Here is a 19079-nt window from a genome sequence, read left to right as displayed (position 1 = left end):
ACATACAAAAATAAAAACATTAAAAAGAATAAGCTACGGCTTTAGAAACTTCGATAGTTTTAGGAATAGAATATTTTTGATGTGTAAATAGAAAAAAATATGTAACAGCGGCGGCGAAAACCCCTAGGGGTTTTGTTTGCCATGCAAAAAATCCGAGAAATTGAACAGAGTTACTTTTAGTAGTAATGTTTTACTAATAATGTGTATTTTTAAATGAAAGAGAGGCTTGTTTTTATTCAAGCCTCCCCCATTGTTGACAAAGAGCCAAATTAATAACTACTCCTTAATCAATTTTTTGCAAACTTTCTCCACTTCATCAGCCAAATTTTTGTAAGCACTATCACTTCTTGAGCAAGCACCTTCGATAAGCAAATCAAAATCCTCTTTGATATACTCTTCCAATCTCTTATCAGAAAGAATTTCCTTAATGTCAGTGCCAGGCTCTAAACCATTCTTAGATAACAATTCATATAGCTCATGCGCATCCATCGCCTCAAGATCAGCCTTCGTGTAGTGGTGTTCATCTTTATTTGCACAAGCAGCAGATGTTAGAACTATAAGCATCAAAGAAAGAAGAAAAGCAATTATTCGTTTAGATTTATACATAAAACGCCTCCTATAAAATATATGAATATTCTTTGTATTATTATACTGCTTTACTAGATTCATGTCAATTGTTCCGCAAAAGCATATATATCGTTCCGATACTCTTGCTATTGTTCCGACATAAGATGGATTGTATTTTAATCTCGCCATATATTATTTATATGCGCCAAATATTGTATAATGGCGAGAAATGTTCCGAATTTTTATATATACAAATTTTTCTAAATCGTTTCACACAATTGAATAATTTTTTTAGAATGCTCACGCACAAGTGAGCTTTTTTATTTTCTCAAATCTCCCCCACTGCCTTGACCCGACTGCTTTAATGGGATATAATGTAATTATACTTATATTCTTAACAAATCTTGGGCATTTTATTATTGCTCGATGTGGCATATAATCTTAGCCGTTTTTTAGATTTTAAGGTGGTGATTAGATGAGCAAAACATTAAGAGCGATTTTGATCAGGGTGTTGTAATGGGTTATGAATTTGCCCCCGATTCTATCAAAAATCAGATAGAAGCCAGAGGCTATAATTTTGAGGACTAGCTTAAGGGTTAAAGGTTTTATGCACGAACAGAAAATATTAAAGCGAAAGAGAAAACTTTCGCTTTTTTTGTACGAGCAAAGATGATATAGAATTAAATTTTGATATTTATGAAATATATTTCGAATTATGATATAATAAATTCAAGAAAATATTTTATTTAAAATTTTAAAAACATGCTTAAATAAGGGCAACATTTCGAGGCGCCGGCATTGTTAATTAAGATTAAGAATAATTACATAGATTTATTAGTATATCAAAAGTGAGGATATGAAGTTTGAACTTAGAAATTGATAAGAAATTTTTAATTTATGAAGCAGAAGATAATAAAGTTGTAGCAGATGTTCTCATTATGGAAGAAAATATTTGGATGACTCAAAAACAAATGGCGCAACTTTTTGATGTAGGGGTACCAGCTGTTAGCAAGCATCTAAGTAATATTTTTAATGAGGGAGAATTGGAAGAAAATCGAACTGTTTCCAAAATGGAAATAGTTCAAAATGAAGGTAGTAGAGCTGTCAAGAGAGAAATAGACTACTACAACCTAGATGCAATTATAGCTTTAGGCTATAGAATTAATTCAAAAAAAGCGACAAAATTTAGAATATGGGCTACAAGTGTTTTAAAAGAATATATGATCAAAGGTTTTGCCTTAGATGATGAAAGATTAAAACAAGGAAATGACTTATTTGGAGAAGATTACTTCCAAGAGTTATTAGAAAGAGTTCGCTCGATTAGAGCCAGTGAAAGAAGAATTTGGCAAAAAATCACAGATATTTTTGCAGAAATTTCAATAGACTACGATAAGGACTCAGAGATTACAAGAATGTTTTATGCCAATGTACAAAATAAGTTCCATTATGCAATAACAGGTCAAACTGCAGCTGAAATTATCAAAACTAAAGCAGATAGAAATAAAAATCACATGGGACTTACCACTTGGAAAAATTCTCCAAATGGGAGGATTTTAAAATCAGACGCCTATGTTGCTAAAAATTATTTAAGTGAAAAAGAAATAAGGCAACTGGAAAGAAATGTTTCCGGATACTTTGATTATATTGAAGACTTGATTGAAAGAAGAAACACTTTTACAATGGAAGAATTTGCTCTTAGTATAGATAAATTTTTAGAGTTCAGAGAGTACAAGATATTAGAAGGATATGGACAAGTTTCAATGAAAGATGCTAAGAAAAAAGCATCAGAAGAATATGAAGCATTTAATAAAACTCAAAAGATAGAGTCAGATTTTGATAAAAGTATAAAAAAACTTATAGACAATGACTAGTCTAGCTATTATTGGTGGTTTTATTATATTAACTAAAGGTATCTAGAATTTTTGGCTTTGTTAGCCGGAAAATTGCAGGAGGAAATTATGTTGACACAAAGACAGCAAAGGCAAGCAGCAAGGGAATTTGCGAAAAAATGGGAAGGCATTGGTTATGAAAAGGGTGATTCAGCCAGGTTTTGGCTCTCTCTTTTGAATGAGGTTTTTGGGGTCGACAAGCCTGCGGATTATATGAGATTTGAGGACCAGGTTATGCTTGACCACACAAGTTTTATCGATGGATTTATCCCATCTACCCATGTACTTATCGAGCAAAAGTCAATTGACAAAGACTTACGCAAAGGAATCAGGCAGTCTGACGGTTCTATTCTCTCGCCATTTCAACAAGCCAAAAGGTACTCAATTGAGCTTCCTTATGATGATAGGCCGCGGTGGATTGTGCTTTCGAATTTTAAGGAATTCCATATTTATGATATGAATAAACCGCAAGCCGAGCCGGAGGTCGTCTACTTAAAAGACCTGGAAGAGGATTATTATAGGTTGAATTTTTTGGTTGATGAAAGAGAACAGTCTATTAAAAAGGCCCTGGAAGTTTCAATAAAAGCCGGTGAACTCGTTGGCGTTTTATACGACGCCCTCCTTAAACAATATCAAGATCCGGAGGACAGCAAGACTCTGCAGGATTTAAATGTGCTTTGCGTTAGACTTGTATTTTGCTTTTATGCAGAAGATGCAGGTCTATTTGGCAAGCACAATATGTTTCACGACTACTTGTCAAAATTTAAAGATTCGCCTTCCAGTTTTAGAACGAATTTAATCCAACTCTTTAAAATTTTAGACCAAAAAGAAGAGGAAAGAGATCCGTATCTGTCCGATGACTTGCTGGCCTTCCCCTATGTAAACGGCGGACTTTTTGCCAAAGACGATATAATTATACCAAGGGTTAATGAAGAGATAATTAATATAATTTTAGACCAAGCCTCGGCCGGTTTTGATTGGTCAAAAATAAGCCCAACTATTTTTGGCGGAGTCTTTGAGTCAACCTTGAACCCGGAAACCAGAAGGTCCGGAGGTATGCACTACACTTCTATCGAAAACATCCACAAGCTTATAGACCCACTCTTTATGGATGAGCTCCGAGCCGAATTTCAAGAAGCTGTAGAGATAAAAACTTTAAATATAAAACAGAAGAAACTAAGAGAACTGCAAGACAAGATCGCCTCTTTGAAATTTTTGGACCCGGCTGCAGGCAGTGGAAATTTTTTAACCGAAACCTACCTTACCCTCCGCAGGCTAGAAAACGAAATCCTAAAAGAACTTTACGGCAACCAAATAGTTATGGGTCAAACCCACAACCCGATTAAGGTTTCCATCCGCCAATTTTATGGAATCGAGATCAACGACTTTGCAGTATCTGTAGCCAGGACCGCCCTTTGGATTGCAGAATCGCAAATGCTAAAGGAAACAGAGGATATAGTTAATATGAATCTGGATTTCTTCCCACTAAAAAACTATCCAAATATCATTGAAGGCAATGCTCTGAGGATAGATTGGGAAGAAGTTGTCCCAAAAAATGAATTGAATTATATAATGGGCAACCCACCTTTTGTAGGGCATCAGTATAGAAATAAATCTCAGATTAATGATATGCTATCAGTGTTCGGATCTAGTGGATATAAAAAATTAGATTATGTTTGTTCTTGGTTTAAAAAATCAGCTGAATATATTGAGGATAATGCTATATATATTGCATTTGTATCAACTAACTCTATTACTCAGGGCGAGCAGGCTAATTTAATGAGTGAATTATTTAAAGAATTAGATTTAATAATAAATTATGCTTATGAAACATTTGTATGGACTAGTGAAGCACATAACAAAGCCGCTGTGCATTGTACTATAATAGGATTTTCTAGACAAAAGTATCAAAAAAATAATAAGTTTATATTCAACAATAGTAATCAAGGAAAGAAAGTAAACCATATTAATAATTATATATTGGATGCACCTGACATTATATTAAAAAATAGATCAGAAGCGCCTAAAAATATGATGAAAATGATAAAAGGAAGTCAGCCCACAGATGGTGGAGGATTAATTTTTTCTGAAAAAGAGCATGAGATTTTTATCAAAAAATACCCGAATAAGCAATATCTATTTAAAAGATATATGGGGGCTGATGATTATATTAATAACAAAACTAGATATTGTTTATGGTTAGATGAATTGAATCCAAGCGAATATAGAAATATAAAAGAAATAAGAGAACGATTAGAAAAAGTGAGTGAAATTAGAAAAAAATCTCCAACTAAAAGTGTTAGAGAATGTGCAGATAGTCCATATTTATTTACTCAGATAAGACAGCCCGATACTGATTACATTATAGTTCCTAGGGTTTCGTCTGAAAGAAGAAAATATATACCTATTGGATTTGTGAGCAAAGAAGTAATTGCAAGTGATTCTACACAAATAATTCCTGAAAATAGTATGTATTTATTAGGAATATTAACCTCCAATGTGCATATGGCTTGGATGAAAACAATTTGTGGAAGATTAAAAAGTGACTATAGATATTCACCATTTGTATACAATAATTTCCCTTGGCCAAATCCTACAAGTGAGCAAAAGGAAAGAATAGAAAAGACGGCTCAAATGATTTTAGATGCCAGAAATCTATATCCAGATTCTTCGCTTGCTGATCTTTATGATGATTTAATTATGCCCCCTGAATTAAGAAAGGCCCACCAAGAGAATGACAAGGCTGTTATGGAGGCTTATGGTTTTGACTGGAGGACTATGACTGAATCTGAGTGCGTGGCAGAACTTATGAAATTATACCAAGCGCTGGTAAAATAAAATACCGATTTAATTTTCACACCCTTGCCCACTTTTTGTGGGCTTTTTGTTTGCGTAAACTCGCCAATTACTTGAACGAAAATCTGCCAATCACTTGAATGAATTTTGGACAATTACTTGAACAAAAATCCGCCAATCACTTGAATGAATTTCGGACAATTACTTGAATGAAAACTTGCCAATCACTTGAATAAGTGTTAAAATATATTATAGTATTATATAAGGGAGGACGTTATGAAAGAGTATTTGCCAAGGATTGCCGATAAGTTATTAAAAGAACGATTGGATGCAAAAGGGGCTGTTTTGATCGAGGGCCCAAAGTGGTGCGGAAAAACTACTACTGCAAAAAAGCAAGCAAAAAGTTTTATTTCGATGGATAGACCGGATATGACAAAGCAGTACCAACAAATGGCAGAGCTTTCCCCGAGCACTTTACTTGACGGAGATGTTCCGAGATTGATTGATGAATGGCAACTTGCACCAAATTTATGGAATGCAGTGCGCTATGAGGTTGACAATAGAGATGAATTCGGTCAATTCATTTTGACAGGCTCGGCGGTGCCCGGTGAGTTTGACGATTCAATGCATACGGGAACGGGAAGAATTTCCCGTCTGTTGATGCGACCTATGAGTTTATTTGAATCGAAAGATTCGACCGGCGAGGTTTCTCTAAAAGATTTATTTGATGGCAAAAATATTACAGCCGCTCATGAGACGTCTCTCGAAAAGATTGCATTTTTAATTTGCAGGGGCGGATGGCCGAAGTCAGTCGGGCTTGATGAAAAACCGGCTTTATTTCAAGCCATCGATTATTATGATGCCGTCGTCACTACGGATATCATGAGAGTTGACTCGGTAAAAAGGGACAAAGAAAAAGCAAAAAGACTTCTTAGGTCCTATGCAAGGCATGTCGGGACACAAAGCACTCTTGAAACTATTAGGAAGCACATGTTGTCAAATCAAGACGACACATTTGATCAAGTGACTCTTTATTCTTATCTCGATGCTTTAAGAAAAATATTTGTGTTGGAAGATTCCCCGGCATGGAATCCAAACTTAAGGTCTAAAACTTCCATTCGCACAACCGATACACGGTATTTTTCAGATCCCTCAATTGCAACTGCAGCATTGGGAGTAGGCCCACATGATTTATTGGACGATTTAAATACTATGGGATTTCTTTTTGAAAATTTATGTGTTCGCGATTTAAGAATTTATACCGATTATTTAGACGGAACCGTTTATCATTACAGAGATAAAAACGGCTTGGAATGCGACGCCGTTGTTCACTTAAGAAACGGAAATTATGGGCTTATCGAGATAAAACTCGGTGGCGACAAGTTGATAGAAGAAGGTGCTAAAAATTTAAAAGATTTGGCATCAAAAATAGATACTGTAAATATGTCGAAGCCTTCATTTATGGCAGTATTGTGTGCTCAAGCACCCTTTGCATACAAAAGGAACGATGGAGTTTATGTAATTCCTATCGCTACTTTGAGACCTTAGAAAATTTATTTCAGTTCAAGTCCGATAAACACTTTTGCACTTGAATCCAAAATGATGGCCATGCCAACAGACTCATACGACATTGACATAGAGGCTGATGACATAGATCTCGCCGACACTGTTACCGTTGTTTGGGAAATTAAATAAAACAAAATTTAAATGCCCCCTTATTTCCGTGTCCGGATTTAAGGGGGCAGTACAATATCCGGGGGATTTTTTATTTCACATCTCCCCTATTGTCATTTCATGATTTAAGTCAGCATCAAATTTATAAGCCGCTTTTTTTAATTTATAAAAACACGACTTACTTTATGCAAATCCATTAATCTACCCCCCTCTCACGCAAAGTCACTGCAATCTGCCACAATAAGCATTAATTCCCGCTCACAATTCATACATAAATCCATAAAAAACACCAACACGTTGCTGTTTTTCTCATATTATTCCACTTTTTACATCATATTGTTCCATACAACTTCGATACTGTTCCGATAATCTTCCCCCACCATCTTTTAAAATTATTCACTCTATTCATATCCAACAATTTCTTTATCAGTCATCTTCGATAACAAATCAGGTCACTCGCGACTGTATCGCAAGTTGGGTACGGCTTTCGAAACCCGTTTTTTCAAAAGATGCTTTATATGTGTTTTAATGGTATTTTGTGAAATTTTTAACTTTGCTGTGATTTCTTCATTTCCCTCCCCTATTGTTAGAAGACGTAAAACTTGAATCTCCCTATGCGTAAATTCAGTTGACTTTACAGAACCAAGCATAACCTCGTGAGTTGAATTTTGATAGATTAACTCGCCCACCAACATCCTATTTATAATATCCAAAATCGTTTCTTCCGAAACTTCCTTGTACCAAAAACTTTCAATGCCTATTTCCCTCGCGCGTTACGTCCAAGAGACTTCCGGCATACTCGTTACAGCTACAATCTTTACATAGAAAAACGGCTTACAATAAAAAACATATAAAAACGTATAACTTGCCCAAATTGCAAGAATGCACATTGTAAGAATAACAGCTCTCAAAAATTCTAAACTTATTACGGGATTTGGTGTAAAACAATAGCAGACCACCGAAAAATTGCTTGAAAAATTTTAAGAAGAAATCGTGAACAGAAAAACGAATTGAGGTAAAGCTTTTTGTTTGTTAAATGCAATAAAATTTTATTAACTAAAGATTTTTATTAAGCTTTCGATTTTAATTTTTAATAGAATATCCAAACTTATTAAAATGAATGACATGATTTGAGTAAATTCGATAAAAAAATATAAAAAAATTTGTAAAAGTCCACTTAAATAGCCGAAAAATGATAGACATTATTTTTAATATATATTATAATATAATATGAAGGAGGAGATTTATATATGAATCAAAATCATTTAAAAAGAACACTCAGTTTAGTACTTGCGTTTGTCATGATGATAACGCTAGTACCACTTGGTGCTTTCACAGCATTAGCTGACCCTGCAGACCAACCTGCAGCAGAAGCAACAACAAGTGCGACTTATTACAAGAAAGCAAACTGGGAAAACAGAATTAAAGACAAGAGTCGTTGGAAGGTGGAGGACTCCCAAACTTTAGTTAGAGTAACTACATCTGATCCAATTCAAATGAACGACATCGACTATGATGGTATGTTCATTGATGCAAACGGCAGATACGTAATTAGGCTTGTTTACAAAGAAAAGACACAAGCTGCTTCGGCTGTTTGGCACAAGGCTTTAATTAATTTCGGGGATCTTGAAAAGTTCGTCGACTTTGATTTATCACATGTTGTAGGCAGAGACGGTACGACTCAATACAAACTTGAAAATGTAAACGGAATTGTCGGTAGGTCTTTTGATTTGCCATCCGCTGTTGGAGGTAGAGCTAACCAAAGAAAGAATCTGCCTATTAATTTAGTTTTAAAAGAAGGCGTTGACTTAAAAAGTCTGGGTAATGAAAACTTTATTATCCAAATGAGATTAACAACTGATGATTATTCGAAAGTATACGCTTATGCGCCGGGTAAATCCTCTATGGACTACTCAACTTATACTAAGACTACAGGTGTTTCTCTAGCTGATAAGGTAAACTCTTTATTCTTAAAGGGCGGTTTGCAAGCCGATAGTACTAATGCAACAAATCAAGAGTTTTTTATGTCGGAATTTATTGCAAATCCGAAAGACTATAGTGACACATCAAACTTAGGTATAATTAGAACTCAATACATGGGTCAAGGAACTACTATTGTAAGAGAAACAGTTGGTGGAGAACCAGTGGCATTTACACAAGTTTTTGATGCTAATCTTGTTAAGTATTTGAAAGCTGATTCTAAGGGATATGTTGGATATGTCAATGTTATGACTGTCGCTAGAGAACTATCTCCATATACTAAAAATGTTGGAATACCAGAAGATAAGATAAACTACTCTTCTGATAAGAAATTAGCTTATATAGTTATTGGAACAAGTGATTTCAGTAAAGGTGACGTAAAAGTAGTAGAAGTACCTAAACATGATCAGTACGTTAAGGTGTCAGGATTCTATATCACAGCGATTGATTATGTAGTAGACAAGGGTGAGTTTGAAAATACTTTTAGTGACACACACGCTAGAAAACTTAATTATTCAACTATGTCAGGTTGGACTAACCCTAACAACAAAGGCTGGACAGTTTTTGAAAAACAATATGCCAATGATTATGTAGTTCCAGAGGGCGAATCATACCTAATTGATACAACTTCTAAGCCAGCCGGAGATCAAATCATGATTCACATCGGTGGAGACCAAGCAATATCAAGAAAGCCACAAGGTTATTACAATGGCTTCGTTACGGGCAATGGAGCTGTTGATACCATTACAAAATTTGCAGAAGGTGTTTATAAATTTACACTTAGAGAAGGTGCTACAATAAAGGCTGGACAAAGTCTAAAGATTTACATGCCTTATGATTCAACCTTTGCTGGTCCTGTAAACTTCCTTGAAACGCACAACGGCAGTAAGCTAAATGAAGGCGCAGCAACATTAACATTACAAAACGATAGAAATATCAATATGCACCTTTATACAGATCTTCCAAGAGGAGCATCCTTTAAATTAAAATACACTTTAAAAGATGAAACTGAACAAAAAGAACTAGTTTTCACTACACCGAAAGTAGGAACTTTATGGCAATATTCTAACAGCAATAAGGTTTTGACAGGAGTGCCAAATAAATCAATCTTAAGCTCAGGCGGTAATTTCTGGATTAACACAAAAAAATTAGAGCCGGGAAAAGACATTATTGTAGAAGCTTATGATAATAACGGGAATAAGATTGATTCTAAAACGTCTTGGTTTAAGTATGTAAATATAGACAAGATTGAAAATACAAATAAAATAGCATGGACTGACCACTCTGATAAGTCATCAATCCTATCTATCAACAAATCACTTTATACTCCATATCAATTGTTATTTACAAATGATTATGCAGATGGAACTGACGACTTCTATAAGGATCCAAGAGTATTGCCAGCAAGCAACGATGACTTTAATAAGAAAGACACTAAAGAATTCGTTGGTTATACAAAGTATGACGGCGGTAAAGTTAGAACACTTTATGAAGAAGGAAGAGTTGGCAAACTTTACGCAAAAGTTGAAGCTGACGAAAACGAATACGATAAAGATGGTAATTTAGTCGGCGACGATGTAAGAAAAGATGTAACTATTAAAAAAGCAGACATCTTCGATGCTCAATTTAATGAAGAAGAAAAAACATATAAAGCTTATGAATACAAGGTAGATTTAACAAAGATGCTTCCTTATCATTCAGAAGATAAAACTGAAAAACCACTTACTTTATTAAAAGATATGAAGTTTGTTTCCAACGCTTCAGACGGTTCATCACTTCCATCTGACCTATACGAAACAAGAGTAAGAGCAAGAGTATTGTTCGATACAACAGAAGGTGCTTGGACTGACGACTCAAAGAAAGCTGTTAAGATTGCACCGGACAACGTTAAGTTCTACGGAGAAGATGGCTACGCAGCTAACGGTTTTGAAGGAGCAAATGTTGAAGCAAATACCGGTGACAAGTTCCCAGAAGCACCAACACTTGCAGGCAAGAACTTCTTAGGCTGGGTTACTGAAGAAGGTAAAAAAGCTTTAGGAGACAAGGCCGTTGTTACAGCAGATGAATTTAATAAATTGCCAAAAGATCAAATCTTTACGAATGAAACACCTGTAACAAAACATTTAGTTGTTTATGCTGTTTATTCAAATGAAGTAACAGTTACATTTGATGCAAATCAAGGTACATTTACTGACGGTAAGGACACAACTAATGTTAAGGTTGAAGGCGGAAATGTAACAGCACCTACACCAACAAGAGATGGATTTACATTCAAGGGCTGGGCTGATAAGAAAGATGCAACAAAGCCAACAGATGGAATCTTAGATAACGTAACAGCACCTAAGACTGTATATGCAGTTTGGGAAAAGACTGAAAAAACTCCTTTAGAATTAACAGCTCCAACCCCTGTTGAAGTAAAAGACCTTAAAGGACTTACATCAGATGAAATTGACAAAGTTAAGAAAGCAGTTGTTGAAGCAAATAAAGACAAAGGCATAACAGAAGCTGATGTAACAGTAGCTGAAGACGGTACAGTAACAGTTACAAAAAACGGCAAGACAGCAACATTAAAACCAGAACAAACTGTTACTCAAAAAGTGGTTCAAAACGAATTCAACCCACCAAAGGAACCAGTTAAGGTTGGTAAGATTGGCGAGTTAACAGATGATGAAATTGCAGAGATTAAACAGGCTGTCATAGACGCTAACCCAGATAGAAACCTTAAAGACGACGAAATCACTGTTGATAAAGACGGAAATGTTTCTATCAAACAAGGTGGTAAGGTAGGTACTATACCTGCTGAGAAGACAGTTGTACAAAAAGATACAATACTTGATTTAACAGCTCCTGATGAAAAAGTTGAAGTAAAAGATCCTACAAACTTAACAAAAGCAGAAAGAGATAAGGTCGCTGCAGCTGTTAAAGCAAAGAACAATCTTGCTGATGGCGATAAGATTGAAGTTGACAGCAAGGGTAATGTAAAAGTAACTACTGCAGATGGTAAGAAGACCGGAACATTAGAAGGCAAAGACACAGTAAAACCTTTTACAAGAGATGGCAAAAAATTAAATCCACCAGCAAACAAAGTAAAAGTCGGTGACACTAATAAACTTACAGAAGCAGAAAAACAAGCTGTAAGAGATGCTATAAAGGCAGCTAACCCAGTCTTAGACTTCAAAGATGAAGAAATTCAAGTTGACAGCAACGGTACAGTAACAGTACCTATGGGAGATAGTGATGGATCTATACCTGGCACAGATACTGTTGAAGAAGCAAAAGAAGCTGATAAGACTATAAAACTAGTTGCACCAGAAAAGGTACTTGTTGCAGATAAAAATAAATTAGATAATGATGACAAAGATGCTGTTAAGAAAGCAATTAAAGATGCAAATCCAACATTAAACCTTCAAGATAGTGAGATTGAAGTTGCAGATGACGGTTCAGTAACTGTAACTAGAGGCACAGGCGAAAGTCAAAAAGTTGGACAACTTTCACAAGCAGATACAGTTGTCGAAAAGCTTAAGAAACCAGAAGCAAAAGCATTGAGCGATGGTAGCGTAGTTGTAAGACCAAAAGACGAGAGAACAGAAGAATTAGATATAACATTTGGTGATGCTGCTAATCCAACAACAGTTACAGCTACGAAAGGTGCAGATGGCAAGTGGAAACTAGCTGACGGTACAGATCCATCTATAACAATAGATGAAGCAACTGGTTTGGTAACAATTCCTGCTAAGATGCTTAAGAATAATGACGAAGTAAAAGCAAAAGCAAAAGCAAAAGCAGGTGAGCTAGTATCAGAAGAAGCTACAGTAAACTCAAACGATACAACAGCACCAAAAGCACCAACAGTAGAAGCAAAAGATGATGGAAGCGTTAAAGTTACTCCACCAACAGATGCAGATACAAAAGAAGTTTCTGTAACTTACACTCCGACAGGAGCAACTGATCCTGTTACAGTTACAGCAACTAAAGAAGATGGAAAGTGGAAGCTCCCTCAAGATGCACCGGAAGGAATCTCTATTGATGAAAATACCGGCGTTATCACAATACCGGCTGACAAAGTTGCTGATGAATCAGATGTAAAAGCTAAAGCTAAAGATAATTCTAATAATGAATCAGATGAAGCTACTGCTAAGACAAAGAAAGATACAGCTGACACAACAGCTCCTGGAAAACCGACTATTTCAGCTGAAGAAGATGGAAGCGTTAAAGTTACTCCACCAGCAGATGCAGATACAAAAGAAGTTTCTGTAACTTACACTCCGACAGGAGCAACTAAACCTGTTACAGTTACAGCAACTAAAGAAGATGGAAAGTGGAAGCTCCCTCAAGATGCACCGGAAGGAATCACTATTGATGAAAATACCGGCGTTATCACAATACCGGCTGACAAAGTTGCTGATGAATCAGATGTAAAAGCTAAAGCTAAAGATAATTCTAATAATGAATCAGATGAAGCTACTGCTAAGACAAAGAAAGATACAGCTGACAAAATAGTAGCTCCAGCAAAACCTGTTGAAGTTAAAAACCCAGCTAACTTATCAAAAGAAGAAAAAGATGCTGTTGAAAAAGCTGTCAAAGACGCAAATCCAAATCTACCAGAAGGCTCAACAATCGAAGTAGGTAATGACGGATCAGTAACTGTAAAAGATAAAGATGGCAAAGAAATTGGTAAATTAACACCAGCACAAACAGTTAAGAAAGCAGGCACCCCTACACCACAACCTGATAAAAAATCACAACAACCAAGCGTAGATTCTATTTACGATTCAGATGATTATGTAACAGGAAGAGGTACTCCGGGTGCAACAATTGTTGTAAGATTCCCTGACGGTTTAACAGAAACTACAGTCGTTGAATACGACGGAAGATGGGCTGTACGTGTTCCTTATATCTTATATGATGGAGTTAGAATTTATGTAACTCAAATTGAAAAAGATATGACCGAGTCTGATCCGGTATCGGCTGAAGTAAGATACGATGACGAATATTGGAGAGAAAGAGACAGATATAACAGATATGACAGACGTGACAAAGAAGTCAAAGAAGTTAAAGAAGAAAAGAAACCAACACAACCTTCAAAGGTTGAACCACGTTGGACTCCATCTGCACTCAATGCTCACGATCACTTCTCATATATCAAGGGATATGGTGAAAATATTTTTGCACCGAACAGAACGATAACAAGAGCTGAAGTTGCAATGATTTTCGCAAGACTTTCTTTGAACAAATCTACAGCCGGCGCACCGCAATTCAAGGATGTTAAGGCAGGAGATTGGTACAAGACAGCAATAGATATCATTGCTAGACAAGGCGTTATCAAGGGATACGAAGACGGCACATTCAGACCTAACCAACCGATAACAAGACGTGAATTTGCAGCAATCGCAGCAAGATACGCAGGAAATATCGACGCTTGGAAGACATTCAGAGATGTTCCTCCAACAGACTGGGCATACACTCTCATCAACAGAGTTGCAGGCGCAGGATGGATCAACGGTTATGAAGACGGCACATTCAGACCTAACAACAACATCACAAGAGCCGAAGTTGTAGCGATCGTAAACAGAATGCTCAACAGAACAGCTGACAAAGCTTATGTTGAAAACAATCTTATGAACTCGAGCAATGCATTTGTAGATAACATGAGAAGTGCTTGGTACTATTATGATATTTACGAAGCAGCATTCGGCCACTCATACGAAAGAATGATGAATGGTGTTGATGAAAAATGGAATAGAGTTAACGGACAATCTTTCGAAGTAAGAGAAAGATAATCGTTTGTAACCCGATTTTTATAGAACGAGGCGTGTGTATATCACACGCTTTGTTTTTTTGTTGCGATTATGTTTTTTGTAATTTGTTTATGATTTTCGCAGTATTTTGATAAATAGTAGTTGTTTTTGGGGTAAAATTATAATGAGAGTTATAAGAAAGGAATCCTAAGTTTTTGAGAAAGAAGTTTAGAGAGAGGTTTTTGGACCCGGAGGTTTTAAATAGAATCGAGGCTGCACAGAATTCGCCCGAAACAAGACGTCGTCTTAATGAGATGAAAAAGTGTGTCAAGAACAGGATGTCGGATATGTTTTACATCGGTTTTCTCGGCTTTGTTGCAACGGTTGTCGTTGTCAATTTTTTTGGGAATTATGCGTTGATTCTGTGTGCCGCTATTTGGTGTTATTGCTATAATATTTTCAAAAGCCGCAATGTCGACGTGGATGATTTGTATGTGAATAATTTTTTAACACCGGTTTTGAATGAGATTTTTCCGGACACGGTTGTGGATTATCATGGCGGTATGGATTTTGAGATTATGGAAAATTTGGTTTATAATTCAAATAAGTATTATTCCAACTGTCACATTATTTTCGGCGATGATTACAAGACTGAGTTTTGCAATATGCGCTGTTGGCACTATACGAGCGACAAGAACGGGAGAAAAGAGGAGCACACAGATTTTCGCGGGCAGGTTTTGGTGGCGAGGTTTAATACGAATATTAACGGTCACATAAGGATTGCACCCGTTTATGAAAAGGGTTTTTTCGGCAAGAAGTTGTTCGGTCCATACGGTTCGAAAAGAGACGGCGAAGAAGAAATTCAAACGGAGTCGATTGAGTTTAACAATGCTTATTCGATTTTTTCGACCGATGATCTTTATTCGCGGCTGATTCTTGATGCGAATATTTTAGAAATTTTGAACAATTTGAGCCGAAAGATTAATGTTGCGATTTATATGAACGAGAGTTATGTTGCGATTGCGTTTCAGTCAAATCATTTTTTGTTTTCTGCTCCCGCCACAGGATGGGGTGTCGAGAAGCTTTCACTCGCCGGAGAGTACGAGCAAATTCGCACGAAGCTCGCTGATTTTTATGCACTGATAGATATTATTGGAGAAAAGTTTTAAGGAGGAGTTATGGATAATTTGTTTATTTATTTTGTGTTCGGGATGATTGTCATTGCGATTTTTTGGTTCATAGGCACATCGAACAGATTGAAAAGGTACAGGATTGTGATTGATGAATCCAAGAGAAATGTGGACATTGCACTTGCAAAAAGATACGACACGATTTCCGAAATGATTAAGGTTGCAAAGTCTTTCGCAAGGCACGAGGCAGACACTTTCGCAAATGTTATAAAGCTCAGACAGTCCGGAAGTATTTCCGAGGCGAACATGAATATGAAGGATCAAGACGATGCGATTCATAGGATTTATGCTTTGGCAGAATCATATCCGGAGCTCAAATCTTCGGAAGAATTTTTGAATTTGCAGGATCAAATCGACGATGAAAATGAACAACTCGCTGCTGCAAAGAGAATTGTAAACAACAACATCAGCATTTTCAACCAAGAAATTGTCTCCTTCCCTGCTTCGCTTGTTGCAAAATCGAACGGAATGACACAAATGGATTTTCTTTTTGAAGAAGATTTGACAAAAAAGAAAAAGGTAGATAATTTTGATTATGATGTATAGATAAACACAGGAGTACAGCATATTTAATTGTCTAAATTTTACACGATGTCCATATGGTTATGTGGCTCGATATTTTATTTACACAGCGTTGTTGGTGGGGTTGTAAATTTTATAAGCTTGATATATGGCGTGAGGACACACAGTGCCGTCCCGCTACGGATGCGTACACATGCATATACAATTATGTAAATATATACACGCCGTCAGTAGCGTCGGGTTCACAATCGACGTCAACGACTCATTTCTCCTATTCGTCGAAATATCGTCGGACGTCTTTGCATAAGGCCTACCATCGTGTTTTTGATTTTGCAAAATCAAAAAGCACGGGTTAGGTCTATAACATCCCGACGCCTGGGATATAGATACATACACGATTGTGAGTGATGACATTTAGAAATAAATAAACATTGTATTATCGACCGGTTTTTTTATCCATCGAGCAGAAATCTTCGATTTCGTCGTGAGATGAGATAAAAAGGTGTATCGCCGCCAAGAGTGAAAATTGGGGGAACATTTTAAAAAATACGAGTTGCAAAAATTTGTTTGGGATTTTTGGTTCTATATTTTATTCACACAGCGTTGTTGGTGAGGTTCTAAATTTCACACACGTCATATATGGCGGGAGGACATCGTTGTTCCTTACGTCACAACGTATGCCGTCCCGCTACGGATGCGTACACATGCATATACAATTGTAAAAATATATACATCTATATAATTGTAAAAATATTATATTTTTTGTATAAATATGTACACGCCGTAGGTAGCGTCGGGTTCACAATCGACGTCAACGACTCATTTCTCCTATTCGTCGAAATATCGTCGGACGTCTTTGCATAAGGCCTACCATCGTGTTTTTGATTTTGTAAAATCAAAAAGCACGGGTTAGGTCTATAACATCCCGACGCCTGGGATATAGATACATACACGATTGTGAGTGATGACATTTAGAAATAAATAAACATTGTATTATCGACCAGTTTTTTTATCCATCGAGCAGAAATCTTCGATTTCGTCGTGAGATGAGATAAAAAGGTGTATCGCCGCCAAGAGTGAAAATTGGGGGAACATTTTAAAAAATACGAGTTGCAAAAATTTGTTTGGGATTTTTGGTTCTATATTTTATCGGTTCGGCGTTGTTGGTGATGTTCCAAATTGTATAGGTCTGATATATGGCGAGAGGACACTTGAGTGCCGTCCCGCTACAACACGTTTACATATACAATTAATGATTTTTCTTTCCCAAAAATTCTCACACTCCCCCATTCCTCCCCTTCACGCATTTATGTTATAATATTAATAAGAGGTGATTTTATGAAGTGGCGAGAGATTCCGAAAGTCGATGCACATGCACATTTGGTGACTGACGAGTTCAGAGAGTATTTCGAGGGTGACCCGGGATGCGAGTGGACTTATTCAAAAAAAGAGTATTTTATAGAGCTTTCGAAAAAATATAATGTGAAGAAGTTTATTCTGCAACCGACGAACGATCCGTTTATGTATCAGGAGACGACAAAGAACAACAATTGGCTCGGCGAGGTTGTGCGAAATTCGGACGGACTTTTTCTCGCATTCGCCGATATTCAAAATATCGGAGCTTATATGCTCGACGTTGCAGTCGAACAACTCGAGGATGCAATCAAAAAAGACGGTCTTTCGGGACTTAAAATTCACCCGAACAACCTCAATATTCCATTCGACGATCTCAGAATGGTTCCTATTCTTCGCAAGTCGGCGGAGCTTGAGATTCCCGTCATGGTGCATTCAAATCCGACAATGGTCGGTTTTCACGACGACTGCGCGCCGGACAGAATAAATAAGATGATTCAAGTTTTTCCGGACATAACATTTATCACGTCGCATCTCGGCGGTATGAAGTGGCAAGATGCGCTAAGCGGGACGACTTTTGCGGACATTTCATATATTCTCCCTAAGCTCTACGAGATTTACGGTGCCGGTATGACGGAACGTATTCTGAAAAATTTTGGTGCGGACAGGCTCATTTTCGGAACGGATTTCCCGCAAGTTTACAAGACAAAAGCTGAAGACGTCTACAACAGATACTGTGATATTTTGGACGAGATGAATTTCAGTGCTGACGAGATGGAGAAAATCGCATACAAAAATATTTGCGAAATTCTTAATATAGAAATTTAAAATGAAAGGTATTAAATGAATATAAATTATAAAGATATTTTGATTCGAAATGCTATCGAATCCGATGCAAAACAACTTGAAACGTGGTGGAACGACGGCAGCGTTATGGCACATGCAGGTTTTCCCGACGGCTTTCACACAAATGCGGAGAGAATTAAAAACCAAATCGAAAATTATACGGACAAGAAACGAACGCTCATTATCGAGTACAAGGATATTCCAATCGGCGAGATGAATTACAAGATGTCGGACGATAGTGAATGCGAAATCGGCATAAAAATTTGCGAAAGCGATTATCAAGAGCGTGGCATAGGGCGAGTTGTTTTGAGCCTTTTTATCGAGGAGCTTTTCAATATGGGGGCAAAACTCATTTTTCTCACGACCAATTTAAAAAACGAACGTGCGCAGCATGTGTACGAAAAACTCGGGTTTAAAAAGACTAAAATCGAGTATGATTCGTGGGAAGACCAACGTGGCGAGCTACAGTCCACCGTTTACTATGATTTGACAAGAGAAAATTTTGTGAGTTATAAATAGTCTTG

The 19079-nt window shown here is 36.7% G+C and carries 11 protein-coding genes; 9 read left to right on the top strand and 2 right to left on the bottom strand.

Annotation, left to right across the window (positions count from 1 at the left end; translation table 11 throughout):
* Positions 1 to 10: 10 nt before the first annotated feature.
* A complete protein-coding gene (locus C7381_RS08870) occupies positions 11 to 91 on the top strand; it encodes a hypothetical protein (protein WP_425433148.1) in 81 nt (26 codons plus the stop codon).
* 185 nt (positions 92 to 276) lie between these two features.
* On the opposite strand, the gene C7381_RS07560 is transcribed toward C7381_RS08870, so the two are convergent.
* The gene (locus tag C7381_RS07560) at positions 277 to 606 is read right to left on the bottom strand and encodes a hypothetical protein (RefSeq protein WP_116480501.1); all 330 of its coding nucleotides are present in this window, start codon (positions 604 to 606) and stop codon (positions 277 to 279) included.
* A gap of 824 nt (positions 607 to 1430) precedes the next feature.
* On the opposite strand from C7381_RS07560, the gene C7381_RS07555 reads away from it, so the two are divergent.
* From C7381_RS07555 to C7381_RS07545, 3 genes are all read left to right on the top strand, one after another.
* Positions 1431 to 2438 (top strand): virulence RhuM family protein, encoded by a 1008-nt coding sequence (locus C7381_RS07555; protein WP_245893815.1) that lies wholly within the window; start codon positions 1431 to 1433, stop codon positions 2436 to 2438.
* Between the two features lie 87 nt (positions 2439 to 2525).
* Entirely contained in the window at positions 2526 to 5294 is a 2769-nt protein-coding gene (locus tag C7381_RS07550) for a DNA methyltransferase (RefSeq protein ID WP_116480500.1), read from the top strand.
* Positions 5295 to 5528: 234 nt separating this feature from the next.
* Positions 5529 to 6800 carry an ATP-binding protein gene (locus C7381_RS07545; RefSeq protein WP_116480499.1) on the top strand — a complete coding sequence of 424 codons (1272 nt, stop codon included), beginning with the start codon at positions 5529 to 5531 and terminating at the stop codon, positions 6798 to 6800.
* A 578-nt stretch (positions 6801 to 7378) separates the two neighbouring features.
* Here C7381_RS07545 and C7381_RS08730 read toward each other — a convergent pair.
* Entirely contained in the window at positions 7379 to 7576 is a 198-nt protein-coding gene (locus C7381_RS08730) for a response regulator transcription factor (protein ID WP_245893818.1), read from the bottom strand.
* A 600-nt stretch (positions 7577 to 8176) separates the two neighbouring features.
* On the opposite strand from C7381_RS08730, the gene C7381_RS07530 reads away from it, so the two are divergent.
* From C7381_RS07530 to C7381_RS07510, 5 genes are all read left to right on the top strand, one after another.
* Positions 8177 to 14686 (top strand): S-layer homology domain-containing protein, encoded by a 6510-nt coding sequence (locus C7381_RS07530; RefSeq protein WP_116480498.1) that lies wholly within the window; start codon positions 8177 to 8179, stop codon positions 14684 to 14686.
* 173 nt (positions 14687 to 14859) lie between these two features.
* Positions 14860 to 15813, top strand: coding sequence for a DUF3137 domain-containing protein (locus C7381_RS07525; protein ID WP_245893807.1), 954 nt, complete (start codon positions 14860 to 14862; stop codon positions 15811 to 15813).
* A gap of 9 nt (positions 15814 to 15822) precedes the next feature.
* Positions 15823 to 16380: a LemA family protein gene (locus tag C7381_RS07520; RefSeq protein WP_116480497.1), complete on the top strand. Its 558-nt coding sequence runs from the start codon at positions 15823 to 15825 to the stop codon at positions 16378 to 16380.
* Positions 16381 to 17694: 1314 nt separating this feature from the next.
* The gene (locus C7381_RS07515) at positions 17695 to 18537 is read left to right on the top strand and encodes an amidohydrolase family protein (protein WP_116480496.1); all 843 of its coding nucleotides are present in this window, start codon (positions 17695 to 17697) and stop codon (positions 18535 to 18537) included.
* Between the two features lie 15 nt (positions 18538 to 18552).
* A complete protein-coding gene (locus C7381_RS07510) occupies positions 18553 to 19074 on the top strand; it encodes a GNAT family N-acetyltransferase (RefSeq protein WP_116480495.1) in 522 nt (173 codons plus the stop codon).
* Positions 19075 to 19079: the final 5 nt, after the last annotated feature.

The organism is Ezakiella coagulans, from assembly GCF_003096635.1.
GTDB lineage: Bacteria > Bacillota > Clostridia > Tissierellales > Peptoniphilaceae > Ezakiella > Ezakiella coagulans.
The sequence above is the reverse complement of the archived record's forward strand: the minus strand, read 5'-3'. Positions and strand labels throughout refer to the sequence as shown.